At 43.1% G+C, this 18,378-nt stretch carries 8 protein-coding genes, 2 tRNA genes and 2 rRNA genes; 10 read left to right on the top strand and 2 right to left on the bottom strand.

Translation table 11 applies throughout. The features are described 5' to 3' along the window. Positions 1-93 precede the first annotated feature (93 nt). The 3 genes from HMPREF1212_RS22875 to HMPREF1212_RS22885 all read left to right on the top strand — a co-directional run bounded on the left by HMPREF1212_RS22875 (position 94) and on the right by HMPREF1212_RS22885 (position 6,743). Positions 94-3,834 (top strand): TonB-dependent receptor, encoded by a 3,741-nt coding sequence (locus HMPREF1212_RS22875; RefSeq protein WP_046151213.1) that lies wholly within the window; start codon positions 94-96, stop codon positions 3,832-3,834. Between the two features lie 11 nt (positions 3,835-3,845). After that, positions 3,846-5,435: a RagB/SusD family nutrient uptake outer membrane protein gene (locus tag HMPREF1212_RS22880; protein WP_046151214.1), complete on the top strand. Its 1,590-nt coding sequence runs from the start codon at positions 3,846-3,848 to the stop codon at positions 5,433-5,435. Between the two features lie 72 nt (positions 5,436-5,507). Continuing rightward, positions 5,508-6,743, top strand: a complete 1,236-nt coding sequence (locus tag HMPREF1212_RS22885; RefSeq protein ID WP_046151318.1) for an alpha/beta hydrolase family protein — start codon at positions 5,508-5,510, stop codon at positions 6,741-6,743. A 31-nt stretch (positions 6,744-6,774) separates the two neighbouring features. Here the strand turns inward: HMPREF1212_RS22885 and HMPREF1212_RS22890 are convergent, their stop codons facing one another. Further along, positions 6,775-7,920, bottom strand: a complete 1,146-nt coding sequence (locus HMPREF1212_RS22890; RefSeq protein WP_028730358.1) for a DUF6051 family protein — start codon at positions 7,918-7,920, stop codon at positions 6,775-6,777. A 178-nt stretch (positions 7,921-8,098) separates the two neighbouring features. Here HMPREF1212_RS22890 and HMPREF1212_RS22895 point away from each other — a divergent pair, with 178 nt between their 5' ends. Further along, the gene (locus tag HMPREF1212_RS22895) at positions 8,099-8,941 is read left to right on the top strand and encodes a LytR/AlgR family response regulator transcription factor (protein ID WP_046151319.1); all 843 of its coding nucleotides are present in this window, start codon (positions 8,099-8,101) and stop codon (positions 8,939-8,941) included. Positions 8,942-9,084: 143 nt separating this feature from the next. Beyond that, positions 9,085-11,442, top strand: coding sequence for an ABC transporter permease (locus HMPREF1212_RS22900; RefSeq protein WP_046151215.1), 2,358 nt, complete (start codon positions 9,085-9,087; stop codon positions 11,440-11,442). Positions 11,443-11,534: 92 nt separating this feature from the next. On the opposite strand, the gene HMPREF1212_RS22905 is transcribed toward HMPREF1212_RS22900, so the two are convergent. Beyond that, positions 11,535-13,589, bottom strand: a complete 2,055-nt coding sequence (locus tag HMPREF1212_RS22905; RefSeq protein ID WP_046151320.1) for an alpha-L-fucosidase — start codon at positions 13,587-13,589, stop codon at positions 11,535-11,537. Positions 13,590-13,878: 289 nt separating this feature from the next. On the opposite strand from HMPREF1212_RS22905, the gene HMPREF1212_RS22910 reads away from it, so the two are divergent. From HMPREF1212_RS22910 to HMPREF1212_RS22930, 5 genes are all read left to right on the top strand, one after another. After that, the gene (locus HMPREF1212_RS22910) at positions 13,879-15,246 is read left to right on the top strand and encodes a Gfo/Idh/MocA family protein (protein ID WP_046151216.1); all 1,368 of its coding nucleotides are present in this window, start codon (positions 13,879-13,881) and stop codon (positions 15,244-15,246) included. 581 nt (positions 15,247-15,827) lie between these two features. Continuing rightward, positions 15,828-17,354: ribosomal RNA gene (locus HMPREF1212_RS22915) — 16S ribosomal RNA — on the top strand. Between the two features lie 157 nt (positions 17,355-17,511). Further along, a tRNA-Ile gene (locus HMPREF1212_RS22920) sits at positions 17,512-17,585 on the top strand. Between the two features lie 23 nt (positions 17,586-17,608). Then, positions 17,609-17,682: transfer RNA gene (locus tag HMPREF1212_RS22925), tRNA-Ala, on the top strand. A gap of 130 nt (positions 17,683-17,812) precedes the next feature. Next, positions 17,813-18,378 (top strand): 23S ribosomal RNA (locus tag HMPREF1212_RS22930); the annotation flags it as partial.

Consider the following 18,378-nt stretch of genomic DNA (forward strand, 5'->3'; position numbering starts at 1 on the left):
GAATGAACAAACCAGATAGTATTTGCAGTACTACCTGGTTTAGAAAGTGATCTAATTATTTTCCTCGAAATAATAGAAAAAACAATCGAATATATGAAAAAGAATATAAATAGAATAAAACTCATGCCTGATTTCACAAAATGTATGAGTTTGGCGATTTTTTTAACATTTTACGGCAATTCTAATGCCAACAATAGTGAACTGACTTATGCAGAACAAACCAATTTCACCATTTCCATGGAAAACCAAACGCTGAAAAGTGTTGTGGAGTGGATTGAAAAGAATAGTCAGTTTATTTTTATTTACGATACGGACCTCGATCTGTCTCACCGCGTAAGCGTAGATGTATATAATAAGCCTGTAGAAGAGATTCTTAAACAAATTTTTTCCGGTACGAACCTGGAATATAATATTCGCAACCGGCAGGTAATGATCCGCAAAGCGGAAGTTGAGACAGCTCCGGTAAATCAGTTTGTACAACAGGAAAAGGTTACGATAAAAGGTGCCGTAACCGACATAAAGGGGGAGGCTATTATCGGTGCTAACATCATAGAGGATGGAACGACCAACGGAACCATAACTGATATCGACGGACAATTTAGTTTGCAAGTCGATAAAGGGGCGAAGCTGATAATCTCGTATATCGGTTATATGACGCAGACTCTGCCGGTGGGACAAAAACATTTTTTTAAGATATCTCTCAGAGAAGATAACAAAACATTGGAAGAAGTTGTCATCACCGGGTATGGTGGAACGCAACTCCGCTCGAAAATGACCAACTCTATAGCTAAGGTCGATAACTCGGTATTAGCCAACGGTACTTATACCAATCCTGCACAGGCATTATCTGGAGCAGTGGCTGGATTGAGAGTGCAGCAGACAAGCGGTAAGCCGAATGCAACACCGACACTGGTTCTGCGTGGAGGAACTAACCTGGATGGTAGCGGTTCGCCTTTAATTATCATCGACGGAGCGGTTCGTGAATCGTTGAGCGATGTTAATCCCGAAGATATCGAATCGATGGAGGTGATGAAAGATGCCGGTGCTACTGCAATTTACGGGGCACGTGCATCCAACGGTGTTGTCCTGGTCACAACCAAGAAAGGAACAGCAGGCCGGACGGAAGTGAATCTGAGTGCTAAAGTCGGATTGAATTTCTTTCATAGCCAATATGAATTTTTAGATGCGCACGATTATCTTTATTATATGCGCTCGGCTTTTCATCGTTCTTCTCATATCTGGCAGGATCAATCGGGAAACTGGCGTGGTTTTGCCAGTGATGCAACGCTTTCTGGTACACAGCCTTATGGTACGGGAAACCGTTATTTTGATGCTAACGGGAATATACTGAACGGAAACAAAGATAATACGGCTGTTTGGGGCGTAATGAATTATACCGACGACCTGGCTTTTCTGTTGAAGCAGGGTTGGCAAACAATGGATGATCCTGTTAATCCGGGTCAGAAGCTTATCTATGCCGATAATCAGCTAAAGGATTATAATATTAAATCGCCGGCTATTTCGCAGGATTACAACCTGAGTGTTTCGGGTGGAAATGATAAAGGACATTATTATGCCAGCCTGGGATACAATCATAGTGAAGGTAATGCTGTAAATAACTGGTATCGCCGGTTGAACTTTACCATCAATGCCGACTATAAGATCAAGCCTTGGCTGACTTCCAATTCCTCTTTATCGTTTACCGATTCAAAATGGGACGATGGTGCTGCCGGATATGCCGGTGAGACAAATTTCTTTAGTACCACATTATCCGTGCCTCCAACTTTCAGGGTAAAAAGTCCTGATGGTGATTGGTTGGCCGGACCTGCCGTGGCTTCTTACGCACGTGGTTGGACCACAGCAAAGGTGTATGAAGATGCTTTGAATTACGATAATAACACCGACAAGTTCAATATTAGCCAGTCATTTACTTTTAATATTATGAAGGGACTGACTTTTAAGGCTACCGGAGCCTGGTATTATTTTGACGATAGTCGTGAGTTTTTTAAAGGCGATTATATTGTAGCTACCGGACCAGTCTACGATACCAACCATAGTACATCCAACAAACATGAGCGTTTATTGGATCAGACATACAATGGTATTTTGAATTATCAGACTACTTTCTTGCAGGATCATACGTTGGATGCCATGCTGGGGGTGGAATATTATGATTCTTACAAGAAAGGTTTCTCTGCTTCCGGTTATGGTTCGCCATTGTCCGATTTTCAAGATCTGAATTACACATCGACAGCTTCCGGTGTAAGACAAATCGATTCATGGCATTACCGCCAGCGTATTCTTTCATTTTTCGGTAGAGTAAACTACGATTATAAATCTAAATACTTGCTGAGTTTGGTTCTGCGTCGTGACGGATATTCAAAATTACCGAAAGATAATCGTTGGGGAACATTCCCCGGTATTTCCGGTGGTTGGGTATTTTCAAAAGAGGGCTTTATGGAAGATATGGCGGATGTACTTTCTTATGCAAAGGTACGTGCCAGCTATGGTGCTAATGGAAATGTGTCGGGAGTACTCGATGCTAACGGCAATATTGTAACCGGACTCGATTATTATACCGTGCAGGGTTCTTATGGTATTATGAAAGACAAAGACGGAAAGACTGTAGCCAATTATAACGGTAAAGTTCCTTTGATGTTGAACGATCTGCCTAATCCGACCATGCGATGGGAAAAGTCATATACGTTTGAAACAGGTTTGGATCTGGGTTTCCTCAATAATAAGTACGTATTGAATTTTACCTACTACAACAGACATACACAAGATAAGTTTGCGGAAATTACATTACCTTCTCATAGCGGTGTTTCTTCTTTCCTGTCGAATAACGGAGAAGTGCAGAACCAGGGTATGGAGTTGGAACTCACTGCCAATATCCTGCGCACGAAAGACTGGAAATTTACGGTTAGTATGAATACGGCATATAATAAAAATAAAATAGTATCATTACCATATAACGGTCTGCCTAATAATATGCAGGATGCTTATCAGGTTTACACCGGTAATAAGTTGTCTGACGGAAGTTATGAGAAAAAATGGGTAGGCGGCTATCAGGAAGGACAGGAATATGGTGTTATCTACGGCTTTAAATCGTTGGGTATTTATAAAAGTGAGAGTGAAATTGCCGGTAACTTAATCGACAGATCTACTTATACCGAGAATGGTGCGGATGCAAAAGTTCTGTATGGACCTGATGCATGGGCCAAGATGTCGGATGCTGAAAAAGAAAAAGGTTTACCTATACAGGCCGGTGATGTTAAATGGCTTGATGTAAATGGTGATGGAGTTATCGACGATTATGATCGGGTGAAGCTGGGTAATACGATTCCTCATTGGACAGGAGGTTTTAATATCAATACATCCTGGAAAGGTTTGTCACTGAATTGTCGCCTCGATTATGCTCTTGGATTCTGGGTGCACGATTTTAAAACACCTTGGATCATGGGGAATATGCAGGGAACATTTAATACTATTTCTTTGGTAAAAGATTCATGGTCGGAAACCAATCCGAATGGAAAATATCCTGTTTATGGATGGGCTGACTTCTTGGGAAAGCGTAATTATGACAGAATTTCGGATATCAATTGCTATCGTGGCGACTATCTTGCTTTCCGTGAAGTAAGTCTGGCATATACATTGCCCCAGAACTGGATTCTGAAGACGGGTTTGAGTAAAGTTAATGTGTCTGTTACAGCTCAGAATTTGGGTTATATCACGGCAGCTAAGAATATGGCTACTCCTGAGTATGGTGTTAGTCAGAATGGTGGCTATCCGATGCCCAGAACGGTTGTGTTTGGCCTAAATGTTACATTCTAATAAGATAGATTATGAAAAAGTTATTTTATAGCATAAGCATATTATTAGCAGGGATGATCGGACTTAACTCCTGCGATTCATTAGATTTGTCGCCTGAAGATTATTACGGCTCAACTAACTTCTGGAGTCAAAAGTCACAGGCTGAGATGTTCATGACCGGTATCCATGCCGATTTGAGAAGTAAATACCAGATGCCGGTTACTTTGGGAGAGTTCAGAAGCGAACTTCTTATAAGCGATGTTACCTCTATGGGGGAAGGAGTATATGGTCCCCCTATGACAAATAACTTGCTGACCAAAGATAATACAGGTATTAAGGATTGGTATGAGCTATATCCGGGTATCATGCATATAAATCTGTTTATAAAAAATGTAGACAGGGATATCGACTATATGACCGAAGCCGAGAAATCATTCTATCTCGGACAAGCCTATGGTTTGCGTGCTTATTATTATTTTTATCTTTATCGTACGTTCGGTGGGGTTCCGCTGGAAACGGAGCCAACTGTCACAGAGGGTAACATTGATATTACAACCTTATACAAGGCTCGTTCGACTCCGGAAGAAACATTGAACTTTATTAAAACGGATATAAATAAATCGGAAGAGTTCTTCGGTAAGGCTGATAAGAAGATTTCCGTTTTGTATGAATGGTCGTGTTATGCAACGGAAATGTTGAAAGCAAAAATTTATATGTGGTCTGCCAAGGTGACGACAGGTGCGGATAGAGAGGGAGGCCATATTGCTTCGGTAACCACGGTCGATCCGGGTAACAGCGATTTGCAAACAGCAAAAACTGCCTTGTCGAATCTTTTGAACCAACAATTTGAGTTAGTAACGGACTACGCCGGTTTATGGACACCGGAAGGAAAGAAAAATAAGGAACTTATTTTTGCTTTGTGTTTCGACAAAAACGAACTGACCAATTGGGGAGCGAATTGGTTCTATAATGTTGCTCTTTTCACGAATGCAACAGACCTGGATGGTAATAGGTATGATGCAGATCCTTTGAAGTTGTTGACGGCAGGGCCGCTTCGCTATGAATATAAGACAGCGTTTGTAGATATCTATGATAAAGACGATTCGCGTCTGGATGCGACCTTCTTCCAATATTTATTTGAAGGAAAAACCCGTGGTGCTTGTTGGAAAAAGCTGATAGGTCATACCGATGGAGGTACTCACTACTATGATTCGGACGTTCCTATTTACCGTTACTCGGATGTGTTGCTAATGCTGGCAGAGTGTGAAAACGGTTTAGGAAATTCGGCTCAGTGTGCGAAATATATTAATGATGTCCGCCAACGTGCTTACGGTGATAAATTTGCGGGACATGAATTTATAGGAGGTAGTTTTGCGGATAATGAATGGGCTATTTTACAGGAGCGTGATAAGGAGTTTGTTGGTGAAGGTAGTCGTTGGTTCGACCTTCTTCGTCTGAAGGATGCCAACGGTAAACCATTTGTCTTTTCTGCTAAAGCACATTATGGTAGTACGTTACCTATTTTGACAGACGATCAGTCTTATATGATGTTGTGGCCTGTAGATGTTGAGGTTTTGAACGGTGATCCGGAGATCAAACAGACTCCGGGTTATGATAATTAAAATAGAAAAGAGCCTGGATGTATTATTTATGTCCGGCTCTTTTTATATGTATACTATTAAATTCTGATGAAAATGAAAATATCTGTTCTTCTTCTTTTAATCTGTAGTTTCTTCCTGACTGGTTATTCGCAGAATTATACCCCCCAGGAACATGCAGTTTTGAAATCGGATCGTCCGGATGGGCGCTTTCTGAGTTCGTATGGTATTGTACATGAGATGCTGAAAGATACGCATCCGAAGTTTGCTTATCGGACGGGTATGTCTGGCGACGAATTTGAGCAATGGCAGGATAGTGTCCGAAGTGCTATGGTTACAATTATGAAATTTCCGGAGGTGAAGAATCAGCCCGATCCTGTTTGTGTCAAAACGGAAAAAAGGGATGGATATACAATAGAAAAATGGGAGTTTTATCCATTTTCTAAGAGTGTATCGACCTTTCTTGTATTGAAACCGCACAACCTGAAGGATGCTGTTCCCGGTATCTTGTGTATTCCGGGGTCTGGAAGAACAAAGGAAGGGTTAGCCGGAGAACCCGGTATATGTCCTAAGTTAACAGAAGATACGACTGATCCGAAAGTGACAATGGCTTTGAACCTTGTAAAGGAAGGCTATGTGGCTGTTGCTGTCGATAATGCTGCGGCCGGTGAAGCTTCCGACCTTGAGTGTTATGATAAAGGATGGAATTATGATTATGACGTGGTTTCCCGTTATTTGTTGGAACTGGGCTGGAATTGGCTTGGATACACCTCTTATCTGGATATGCAGGTATTGAAATGGATGAAAAAACAGTCTTTCATAAAAAAAGATCGGATCGTAGTAAGTGGTTTTTCGTTGGGAACAGAGCCTATGATGGTTTTAGGTGTATTGGATAGGGATATTTATGCTTTTGTGTATAATGATTTTTTATGTCAGACACAGGAACGGGCTGTTGTTATAACGGCACCGAATAAAGAAAACAGGCGACCTTTTCCTAACTCTATCCGTCATTTGATTCCTGACTATTGGAAGTATTTCAACTTTCCGGATGTTGCAGCTTCTCTCGCTCCCCGTCCGATTATCTTTACGGAAGGAGGCCTTGATCGCGATTTCCGCCTGATTCAGTCTGCTTATGATGATTGTGGGAAGCCAGAAAATGTGGAATTTCATCATTATCCGAAGTTTGCCGATAAAACTAAGAGAAATGATGTAGAGCACCTTTCGGAAGGTCTGACTCCACAAGCTTATTTCGAATTGGTAAATGTTGATCCGCCTTCCCATTATTTTAAGAATGAGTTGATAATTCCCTGGCTGCATAAAATACTGAAATAACGCTACATGTTATATAGCTAAACACTTTTTTCTAAAGGAATGCAGCCGCTTTACTGAAAATAGAATCGAAAGCCTGATTGACGAGCCTTTGATCCGCTTTTGACCGGAACGGGAACGGTATCTGATGAGAATACTGGAACGGAAAATCTATTTCTTCCAGTATTTTATCGGATGCTTTGCCCAATGCTTTGATTACTCCGGTGGTTGGCATTACGATATCTTTTTTCAATGAAATAGTCCTGATACGGTTGCAAGCCCGCTGGAAGAACGATTCGCGGTAGTCCTGCAATACGTCCGGACGTATCATCGCTTTAAAAGCCTGTTCCAGAAAATCATTTTTGAAGGAACCCGGTAACAAACGGTTCTCCAGGAAGTCATGACGGTAATAACGTTGCAGGCTGTCGAATGCCTCCTGATCCATAATGTCACGTGCACTTCCATTCATCTGGCTGAAGATGGAGCCGCCGCAAAACATGAACAGGCGGGTGTCGCTGAACATTTTCTCCGGGTTGCTTAGTAATAACACCTGCGATAACAAGGCCCCGATCGAATAGGCGAACAGGTTGATGGAAGTATCTTCCTTGAATAAAGGATGCCGTCCGTCTTTAATTTCATGTACCAGTTGCCAGAGATTGTAAACCGATTCGCGGCCGGATGCATAAAAGCGTAGCGGATTGATTGACAACCGGCTGCTCAATGCTACATTGGCAAAGGTGGAGTTGACCAGATCATTGATTTTCTGCTTACGTTGTCCTACCCAGGGAAGAACAGCCCGCGGGTTGCACCAGCTGCCCGGCGTACGGTTCATGTGGAAAGCGATAGGGAAAAGAATGACCGGCTTTCCGGTTGTTTCGGCCAGGTATTCGGCCCAGGTCAGGTATTTTTCCCAGGTACGTTCGTTCAGCCCATGCAGGAGAATGATCGCTTTGTCCCGTTTCTCCTTTCCGGAAGGTGCAAAGATTGTATAATTGAATGATTTATTTTCCTGGATATGGTCGTCCGTGAGAGAACAGAATTCGGTTGTGGCAAGTTCTTTCTGGAATTCATCGATCTCGCCGGCTGCTATTGTTTGCGTAAAGCGAAAAGGAATTATATCCAGACGGCTCTCTTCCAGGCGTGCCTTTTTATCGTACGAGAAAAGGCTGTTGAGTTGTTGTGTGCGAAGTGAGATATCCATAACATTCTTGTTTTTTCTGCAAACAAACACTATAAAAACAATCCCGGCAAATAAATGGTTCCGGCGAATATCAAAAGGGGCGGAAAGTAGTATATAGGGGCGAATTTTTTATATGCGGGGCGAATGTTTCGGGATTTATAGTACATTTGTTACCAAATAAGAGGCAAAAGATATGGGAATGTTAGGTTATAAAATCCCCGGATATATTTATGAGAAGTCGAATATTGTTCGTTTGATTCTGCTGACGGCACTTTTTGCTTTGGTGTTTATCAATATCTATAAACCGTTCAGTTCTTCCAGCTGGTATTCGGTTTCCGAATTCAAGTTTTTCGTTTTCTCCAGCCTGATCATTCTGACGGGTGTATTGGTTGTTGTTATCAGCCGGATCGTGATGTATTATTGGGGGAAGAAGCATGAGATAACAACCGGGGCATATGCGTTATGGATATTGCTGGAGATATTTTTTATGTCTTTATTCTATACCATCTATACGTTGGTGTTAAATCCGGAACGGGAGTACCTGAGTGCCTTTAAAGAGTCGTCCATCAATACGAGCCTGGTATTATTGCTGCCTTATTCTGTCTTACACCTGTATTTTTCGTATAAGGAGAAAGAGCGACAGCTGCGCTTATTGGAGGAGGATAGGGCTGAGACGGCGAATAAGCTGTCTGTCTTTTCTTTTTATGACGAGAAGCATGAATTGCGGTTATCGGTGAAACGGAGTAATCTTTTGTATATCGAATCTGCCGATAACTATGTCTGTATCTGGTACCTTAATAAAGGTGTCCTGACAAAGTTCATGCTTCGGAATTCGCTGAAAGCCATAGAGGAAAGCCTAGCGGAAACGAATGTGTTGCGTTGTCATCGTTCCTATATGGTCAATTTCGACCAGGTGAAAGTAATACGCCGCGAAAAGGATGGCATTTACCTGGAACTCGGTATCGAAAAAGTCCCTGATATCCCTATCTCAAAAACCTATAGCGAAAAGGTGACACATTGGTTTATGACGTATTCGTCGTGATTCTATTTCGTGCGAATAAGAACATTATTCGTGCGAAAACACACAGTCTTGATATGGAGCGTCTGTGTGTAATGTTCAGCATAATAGTATATTAGATTGGTGGCACATCTTTTGTTATGTATAGAAACAAAAGGTTTTGTATTATGATAAAGCACTACTTAAAAATGGCTATCCGGCAAATATTGAAAAATAAAGTTCAATATTTGCTTTCTATTATCGGCATTGCAATCGGCTTGTTATGTTTCAGTATGACTTCCTATTATATAAGGAGGTTCAACAATCAGTTTACTGCTTGGACTCACAGCGACCGGATTGCCAATCTCTATGTAAAATCGACAAAAAATAATTATAACGATTCTTACATACCGGGCAAAGAATTGCAGGCATTGATGAGTAATCCTGTAGCTGGAATAGAGAAGGTAGCCTATTCATATGGCTATAACAAAGCAAATATAACTATCAATAAAGCTGGGCAGCAAGAGGTTCCTTTCCAATGTAGTTTTTTGAATATTACTGCTGATTTTCCTGTCATCTTTGATATGCAAACACCGGAAGGGAAAACTCTTGTTTTGAGGCAGGGGGAAGTTTGGATAAGTGAATCTGCTGCCCGGAAGATATTCGGAAATGAAGGTCCTATAGGGAAAACACTCTATTTCAGTAGGGCTGACACCGATACTTCAGCGATAGAATATTCCACGATAAGTGCTGTTGTCCGGGATTTACCGAATGGAACGCAAGAAAAAAAAGATCTTTATTTTCTAAATACATCTGTTATTGATCCTGATAAAAGTTATGGCAGTCTGGTCGTTCTGCTGGATAAAGATGTTTCAAGTAGTGAAGTAAACCGACGGCTGAGGGAACAAATACCTGCGTTTGGAAATGAGAAAGAGAATTATTTATCGGTTATGACCTTAAAAGAGGAAATGCATAAACCGGACAATATCGGTGCTACATTTTTTATTCCGTTAATCGGTGCTTTAATTCTGATAGCAGCCATGATCAATTTCCTTAAATTCTGTATCCAGTCATTCTATAACCGGACAAGAGAACTCAGTCTACGAAAGTGTTTAGGGTCTGATTCTATAGGATTGTTCTGCCTTCTATTCAGTGAGATCATTATTCTTTTCTTTTTGTCGGCACTGGTTAGTTTTATTCTGATCGAATGGGCTATTCCTGTTTATTACCGATATCTGGAAAGTAAAGAACTGATCGGTGAAGATATGTTCATTCATATTCCTACTTTGATCGGACAGGAGATAGAATACTTATGTATCTTATTCATCATCTGTTTATTGATTGCAGCCGGGGCTATTTTCCGTATCAAACGGCTGTCCTTATCCGAAGGAGTAAAAGGCGTTAAGCCGCAAAAACATAGTATACGTAACTTTATGCTGGGTGTGCAGTTGTTCATTTGTTTCCTTTTTATTGCAGGTGCGATCGGACTGGGACATGTATATCGTCTTGTCAATGAAAAGAGAAACAATACGCTGAGTGAAGAAGAATGTACCCGTATCTGGAAAATTGAACTTTGGGAACCGCAATTGCAGGGGCATGGGGAAGAGATCGTCTCCCGTATCCGCCGACTTGCGGGAGTAGAAGATATTTTGTTGGATAATATTGGTGGATACCCTGATTATAAGACTAAACAGGAAGAGGTTGTTCACGGAATACAGTATTTTGTCAGTGGCAATTACCCTGAATTTATGAATCTGAAGATAGAAGGAAGAATGCCTCAGGCCCCAAATGAGATAGTCGTATCTCGTTCGCTTATTTGGGAATTAGAGAAAGAGGGGGAAAAAGATCCATCGTCTGTACAGTTGGGGGACCGGATTTTTCAAATTACGGGGGTATATGAACAATTACCTTTCGAACCGTTATATACAAGAGAGCAAATGAATAAAGCGAAACAATATCACCGTTTCACATTCCTTTCGATACCGGAAAAAACGGATTATAGAGCGGTCTATGTCAAATGTATCCCCGGACAGGAACAAAATATTCGGAAAGAGATACTTCGTATTGTGCGTAGCCGCTTACCGGAGTCTATCCCTTTCCAGTTAACCACTAAGCAAGAGGAACGTTTCCGGTATAACGGGGGAGCAGAGTTGATGAGTAATCTGTTTATGTTGTTGTCTGCTATCAGTTTGATCATAACTGTTCTGGGGATCTATTCAGCCATAACACTGGATACTTGTAGCCGTCAAAAAGAAGTTGCCATACGAAAAATAAATGGTGCTGGTCCACGGGTAATTGCACTTTTGTTCGGGAAATTATATATCCGCCTGTTAGCTATTGCCGCAATTCCTTCGTTGGCGATCGTTTACTTGTTTTTACATTCGCTGGTAAAGTCGGAGGTAATTATCTCGCCTCAGTGGTTAAACAATCCTTTAATGTGGCTGGGTATTATTCTTTTGACTACAATGGTCGTATTTGCCACTGTCGCATACCGTATTAGGCTGATCTCACGGTTGAACCCTGCAGAAGTTATAAAATCCGAATAAGGTGGTATTACTTCGGGGAAAAATAAAAGAGGAGGTAAATGATCTGTTTTTTACCTCCTCTTTCGTAATGGTCTGTTTGTAAATTACATCTGTTATTCCGTAATCACAGAAAACTCCCCAATCCCCGCCTGTGGCTGGTTATCGACAATGCGTGTTGCCACGAAACGTATCTTATCCCCTTTTACGGCCGGGAAACGTATTTCCTGCTCTATCGGATTATGTTTGATGTTGGAGAATTCGCCTTCTGCTACTTTCTTATTGTTTACAAACAATTGATAGTTTGAGATATGTCCACCTGCATCACGTCCCTGGTTCGGTACATACCGGAAGCCGGCAACCGGCATTTCGGCCGACAGTTGTACTTCAATTTCCTGTTTTCCTTTCGGCAGATAGAAAGTAGTATATCCGTTACCATCGAACATAACCGCTGTTTTCTCATCTTTCGGGTAAATAACCGTATAACCGGAAGCCGGAATATCTAACTCCTTAGCCGATACAGGGCTACTCTTATCGAAGGTGCGGTCGTATGAAATAGCTTTGATCGTTCCTTTTTGATCGAAGGCAAAAGGCTCCGTATAACGGGGAGAGTCTTTTGTGGGTTCTGATCCGTCTGTTGTGTAGTGGAGCTCGGAACCTTTGTCTTCTACCCGGATGGTAACCATATTCTTCAGGTCGCGCCGGATAGTCGGTTCTGTCAGCAACGCAGGAGCGAGGAATGCTTCTACATTATTGATACATAACGGGCCGCGTGCGTCTTCAAAGTTGATACGTATCTTATCGGCTTTTACCGTTTGGAAACGGACGATACGTTTATAGCCGACGGTGGTAGTCGAGTCGGCAGCTTCAACCGGTGTCCATTGTCCGTCTTTTTCTGTTTCGATGGTGAAAGCTTTCACACGTTGGCCTAACGGAATGTATTCCTGTATCATTAGACGGTTTACATCCGTCGGCTTCTTAAATGTAAATGTAAGTGTTCCGCTTGTAACGCCGTCTTCTGTAGCCCAATAGGAATCCCAGTCGCCGTCATTAACCTTGCCGGCTTTGAACTGGCCGCCGCGGGAGTTGCTGGCTTCTACGGAAACTCCTTTCAAGAGATTTGTTTTCAGGTCATTCTGAATCGTCTGGTACCATTCGACGGCACGGATAGAGTCGGTCGGACTTATTTGTCCGTTCAGGGCAACGGGGAAGTTCAACAGGAAGTTGGCATTATGGCCTACACTGCGGTAATACAGGTCGACCAGGTGGGATAATGATTTTACCTGATGATCTTCGCGTGCATGATAGAACCAACCCGGACGGATGGATACGTCGCACTCGCCACCCAGCCATTGGTCGCCGTCTTCCAGTCCCCATTGGCTTTGGCGGTAGTGGATACCTTCTTTTTTGGTGAACATGCTCCATTGTGTATCTCCAGCCCAGCCTTCTTCATTACCGATCCAGCGGATAGTCGGCTCGGTTCCTCCGAAGATCATCACGGAAGGATTATATTTTTTGATCGTATCGACAGCTGCTTCATATTTATAATAAGTGGTTGGATCGATGGAGCGGCTTTCGTTTGCTCCGCCATACCAGCCGTTTCCCCCGTTCGCACCATCGAACCAATATTCAAATAAAGGGCCATAGTTGCAAACCAGTTCATGCAGTTGGGCATGGAACTTCTCCACATAGCCGGGTTGTCCGTAATTGGCACTGTTGCGATCCCACGGTGATAAATAAATACCGAATTTCAGTCCGTGTTTGTGGCAGGCGTCCGACAGCTCTTTTACCATATCTCCTTTACCGTCTTCCCAGGGAGAGTTTTTGACGCTGTATTCTGTTGTTGCAGTAGGCCACAGACAGAAACCGTCGTGGTGTTTGGCAGTGAGGATCACTCCTTTTAGTCCGGCAGCCTGGATCGTGCGTACCCACTGGTCGCAATCCAGGTTGGTAGGATTGAAAGTGGAGGCGGGAGTATCTCCGTATCCCCATTCGAGATCATTGAACGTGTTCAAACCAAAGTGAACGAAAGCATAGGTTTCCATTTTATGCCATTCTACTTGTTCCGGAGTCGGGATAGGATAAACAGGATCCGGTGCTTTTGCTTCTTCGCAGGAGAATAGAGTAGTAAGCCCCAATCCGAGAAGGAGAAGATAATTTGAGCTTTTCATCATACTATAAATGTTATTGTTTAGGCTTCAAAGGTACGAAAAATATGCTTTAGAAGATGATACATCTTTTGTTTAGACTTTTTTAGTTATTGTATTACTGAATGTTGGCACTCAGGCTGTATACTTGCCGTATTTTCTACAATATCTGTTGTCTTATTGTATAGAATACATATAAGTTCTGTATATACGTCTAGTAATGTGGGGTATAAAACCTGATTTATACTTGTCTCTTTGCTTTTGAATTCATATATTTGGGCGTCAGATAACTATACTATTTATTTTAAATACCATGAAAAGAAGAGATTTCTTAACAAACACAGCTTTGCTGGGGGCCGGAATACCGCTGGGTATGTCGTCGGCTGTAATGACCTCGTGTACACAACAACAAGATGCAGGTACTACTGCGAAAAATTATTCTCCGGAAGAATTGGGAATGTTTTCTTTCGTAGAAGTCGCTCCCGACGGAAAACCTTTGAAAGCAGCTTTAGTTGGTTGTGGCGACCGTGGAACCGGAGCAGCTACCCAGTTTCTCAAATCCGGGCCGAATGTATCTATCATTGCTTTGGCCGATCTGTTTCCCGACAGGATGGCTACTTGCCGGAAAGTATTAAAAGATGAATTCCAGAATGAAGTACCTGATGCCAATTGTTTCCTCGGCTTTGATGCCTATCAGAAGGTGTTGGCATTGAACGATATCGATGTAGTTCTGCTTTGTACTCCGACGCATTTCCGTCCGGAACAGTTTAAAGCAGCTGTTGAGGCAGGCAAACATATCTTTATGGAGAAACCTTGTGCGGTTGATCCGACGGGCATCCGTACTGTGATTGCGGCAGCTAAAGTGGCTACTTCCAAGGGGCTAACGGTCGTTACCGGTAACCAACGCCGTCACCGTAAAGATTACTGGGAAGCCTATGTACAGGTGAAGAACGGTTTGATCGGCGATATCGTATCTAGTTCAGCTCATTGGGATCAGGGTGCCTGGTGGAACAAACGTAAACGCCCAGAATGGAGCGATATGGAATATTGTATCCGCAACTGGTTTAACATTAAATGGTTAAGTGGTGACCATCTGCTGGATCAGGCTATTCATAATATTGATGTGGTGACTTGGTTTATGGAAGACCGTCCTGTTCGTGCAGTCGGTTTCGGAGGCCGTGCGCAACGTCTTACCGGTGATATCTACGATTTTTTTAGCGTAGATTATTACTATAACAATAATAAACGCATGTTGGCAACCGCCCGTCAGATCGATGGTTGCGACGGAAATGTTTCCGAACAAGTCTATGGAACCAAAGGTGTTGCCCAGTTGAATGACCGCGGGGAAATAAAAATCCTCGATTATAATGGAAATACCCTTTGGGAATATGATTATAAGAATAAACCAGTGAAGAATCCTTATGATCAGGAACATGTTCATCTGGTGGAGTCAATACGTTTGGATAAAAAAATCAATCAGGCAGAGGCATTGGCCTATTCTACTCAGGTTGCTATTCTCGGACGTGAAGCTGCTTATACCGGAAAACCTATTTCCTGGGATGAGATTATGGCATCTACTCTTCGCTATGGCCCGGAGAAATATGAAATGGGAGCATTACCTGACTATAAAGAAGGAGAAGCGCCGAAGCCTGGTAAAGCTCCGGATGCTCCTGTGATGTAATCTAGAGCGTTTGCATGTCTATACAATATAGCCTTAAAAGTGTTTCATTATAGAGAAACAGTTGTTTCACCCAGAAGAAACACTTGTTTCATATAGGTGAAACACTTTTAAGGCCGTACTGTTGTAAAGGTCACTAGCGGATCGTTTCGTGTTTTACTGCCGAAAAGATTTTTTCTTCTCTTTTATGCGTACATTATAATACAGTGCCTGCCGTGAAAAAATAAATAAAAAATAATTGGTGAAAAGTTTGGAGTGTAATAGTAATTCTTCTACTTTTGCACCCGCATTCGAGAGAGAACGGCGCATAAGACATGATGAAAGAGGTAACCTGTGTAAAGGGGATGAGGTTAGCGATGCTAAGCAACAATCCAACCGCCACAGCGACTTCAGAAAAACTTTTCAAATTTTCTTCTGAAAAATTTGGTAGTTAAAAAAAAGTCCTTACCTTTGCAGCCGCAATCGAAAAGAAAGCGAAAGTTCTTTGAAAGATTTACATATCAACAAGTAGTACAAGTATTAAAAATTAATACCGTCAAAACTTGAAATAAATAACGGATTCTGAGCAAGACAAAACAATTTATACAACGAAGAGTTTGATCCTGGCTCAGGATGAACGCTAGCGACAGGCTTAACACATGCAAGTCGAGGGGCAGCACGGTGTAGCAATACATTGGTGGCGACCGGCGCACGGGTGAGTAACGCGTATGCAACCTACCTATCAGAGGGGGATAACCCGGCGAAAGTCGGACTAATACCGCATAAAACAGGGGTCCCGCATGGGAATATTTGTTAAAGATTAATTGCTGATAGATGGGCATGCGTTCCATTAGATAGTTGGTAAGGTAACGGCTTACCAAGTCTGCGATGGATAGGGGTTCTGAGAGGAAGGTCCCCCACACTGGTACTGAGACACGGACCAGACTCCTACGGGAGGCAGCAGTGAGGAATATTGGTCAATGGGCGAGAGCCTGAACCAGCCAAGTCGCGTGAAGGATGAAGGATCTATGGTTCGTAAACTTCTTTTATAAGGGAATAAAGTGCGGGACGTGTCCTGTTTTGTATGTACCTTATGAATAAGGATCGGCTAACTCCGTGCCAGCAGCCGCGGTAATACGGAGGATCCGAGCGTTATCCGGATTTATTGGGTTTAAAGGGTGCGTAGGTGGTTTATTAAGTCAGCGGTGAAAGTTTGTGGCTCAACCATAAAATTGCCGTTGAAACTGGTTAACTTGAGTATATTTGAGGTAGGCGGAATGCGTGGTGTAGCGGTGAAATGCATAGATATCACGCAGAACTCCAATTGCGAAGGCAGCTTACTAAACTATAACTGACACTGAAGCACGAAAGCGTGGGGATCAAACAGGATTAGATACCCTGGTAGTCCACGCAGTAAACGATGATTACTAGGAGTTTGCGATACACAGTAAGCTCTACAGCGAAAGCGTTAAGTAATCCACCTGGGGAGTACGCCGGCAACGGTGAAACTCAAAGGAATTGACGGGGGCCCGCACAAGCGGAGGAACATGTGGTTTAATTCGATGATACGCGAGGAACCTTACCCGGGTTTGAACGCATTTGGACAGTCCTTGAAAGAGGATCTCTAGCAATAGCCATTTGCGAGGTGCTGCATGGTTGTCGTCAGCTCGTGCCGTGAGGTGTCGGCTTAAGTGCCATAACGAGCGCAACCCTTATCTTTAGTTACTAACAGGTCGAGCTGAGGACTCTAAAGAGACTGCCAGCGTAAGCTGTGAGGAAGGTGGGGATGACGTCAAATCAGCACGGCCCTTACATCCGGGGCGACACACGTGTTACAATGGTGGGGACAAAGGGCAGCTACACAGCGATGTGATGCTAATCTCCAAACCCCATCTCAGTTCGGATCGAAGTCTGCAACCCGACTTCGTGAAGCTGGATTCGCTAGTAATCGCGCATCAGCCATGGCGCGGTGAATACGTTCCCGGGCCTTGTACACACCGCCCGTCAAGCCATGGGAGTTGGGGGTACCTAAAGTCCGTAACCGCAAGGATCGGCCTAGGGTAAAACCGATGACTGGGGCTAAGTCGTAACAAGGTAGCCGTACCGGAAGGTGCGGCTGGAACACCTCCTTTCTGGAGCGAAGAGTTCGTTATCAAGTTGACTCAGAGGTATTAGTTAACTTGTACTACGGTTGAATATGTATTTATATATGATCTTATAAACTGGATACCCAGTAGAGAAAGATGAAGCTGAAGGAAATCCGGCAGTTTCAGGAGATTAAGATAAGCCAGTCCTATAGCTCAGTTGGTTAGAGCGCTACACTGATAATGTAGAGGTCGGCAGTTCAACTCTGCCTGGGACTACTAGAAAAATCTCTAAAAAAATTGGGGGATTAGCTCAGCTGGCTAGAGCATCTGCCTTGCACGCAGAGGGTCAACGGTTCGAATCCGTTATTCTCCACACAAAATTACGGATACATAAGAAACGAAGTAATAAAGAAGATCTTTGACATGATGGACAACGTAAAATAAAGTAACAAGAGCAAGCTGAAGATATATCAATCCGATTTACCCCTGTGGTAACCGGAAAAAAGAAAGTAAGCAAGGGCAGACGGTGGATGCCTTGGCTCTCGGAGGCGATGAAGGACGTGATAAGCTGCGATAAGCTTGGGGGAGGTGCAAATAACCATTGATCCTAAGATTTCCGAATGGGGCAACCCGGCTGGTTGAAGGCCAGTCACCTCGTAAGAGGAGCGAACGTGGGGAACTGAAACATCTAAGTACCCATAGGAGAAGAAAATAAAAATGATTCCGCAAGTAGTGGCGAGCGAACGCGGAAGAGCCCAAACCAATACTGTTTAGGCAGTATTGGGGTTGTAGGACCACGTTGTGGCAAGAAATTAGTAAAGTAGAACACTTTGGAAAAAGTGATCATAGAGGGTGAAAATCCCGTATACGACTTACTAACGAAGCCTAGTGGTATCCTGAGTAGCGCGGGGCACGAGAAATCCTGTGTGAAACTGCGGGGCCCATCCCGTAAGGCTAAATACTCCCGAGAGACCGATAGCGAACCAGTACCGTGAGGGAAAGGTGAAAAGAACCTCGAACAGAGGAGTGAAATAGACCCTGAACCCGTCTGCCTACAAGCGGTCGGAGC

Origin of the sequence: Parabacteroides sp. HGS0025 (genome assembly GCF_000969845.1) — a bacterium.
Lineage (GTDB): Bacteria > Bacteroidota > Bacteroidia > Bacteroidales > Tannerellaceae > Parabacteroides > Parabacteroides gordonii.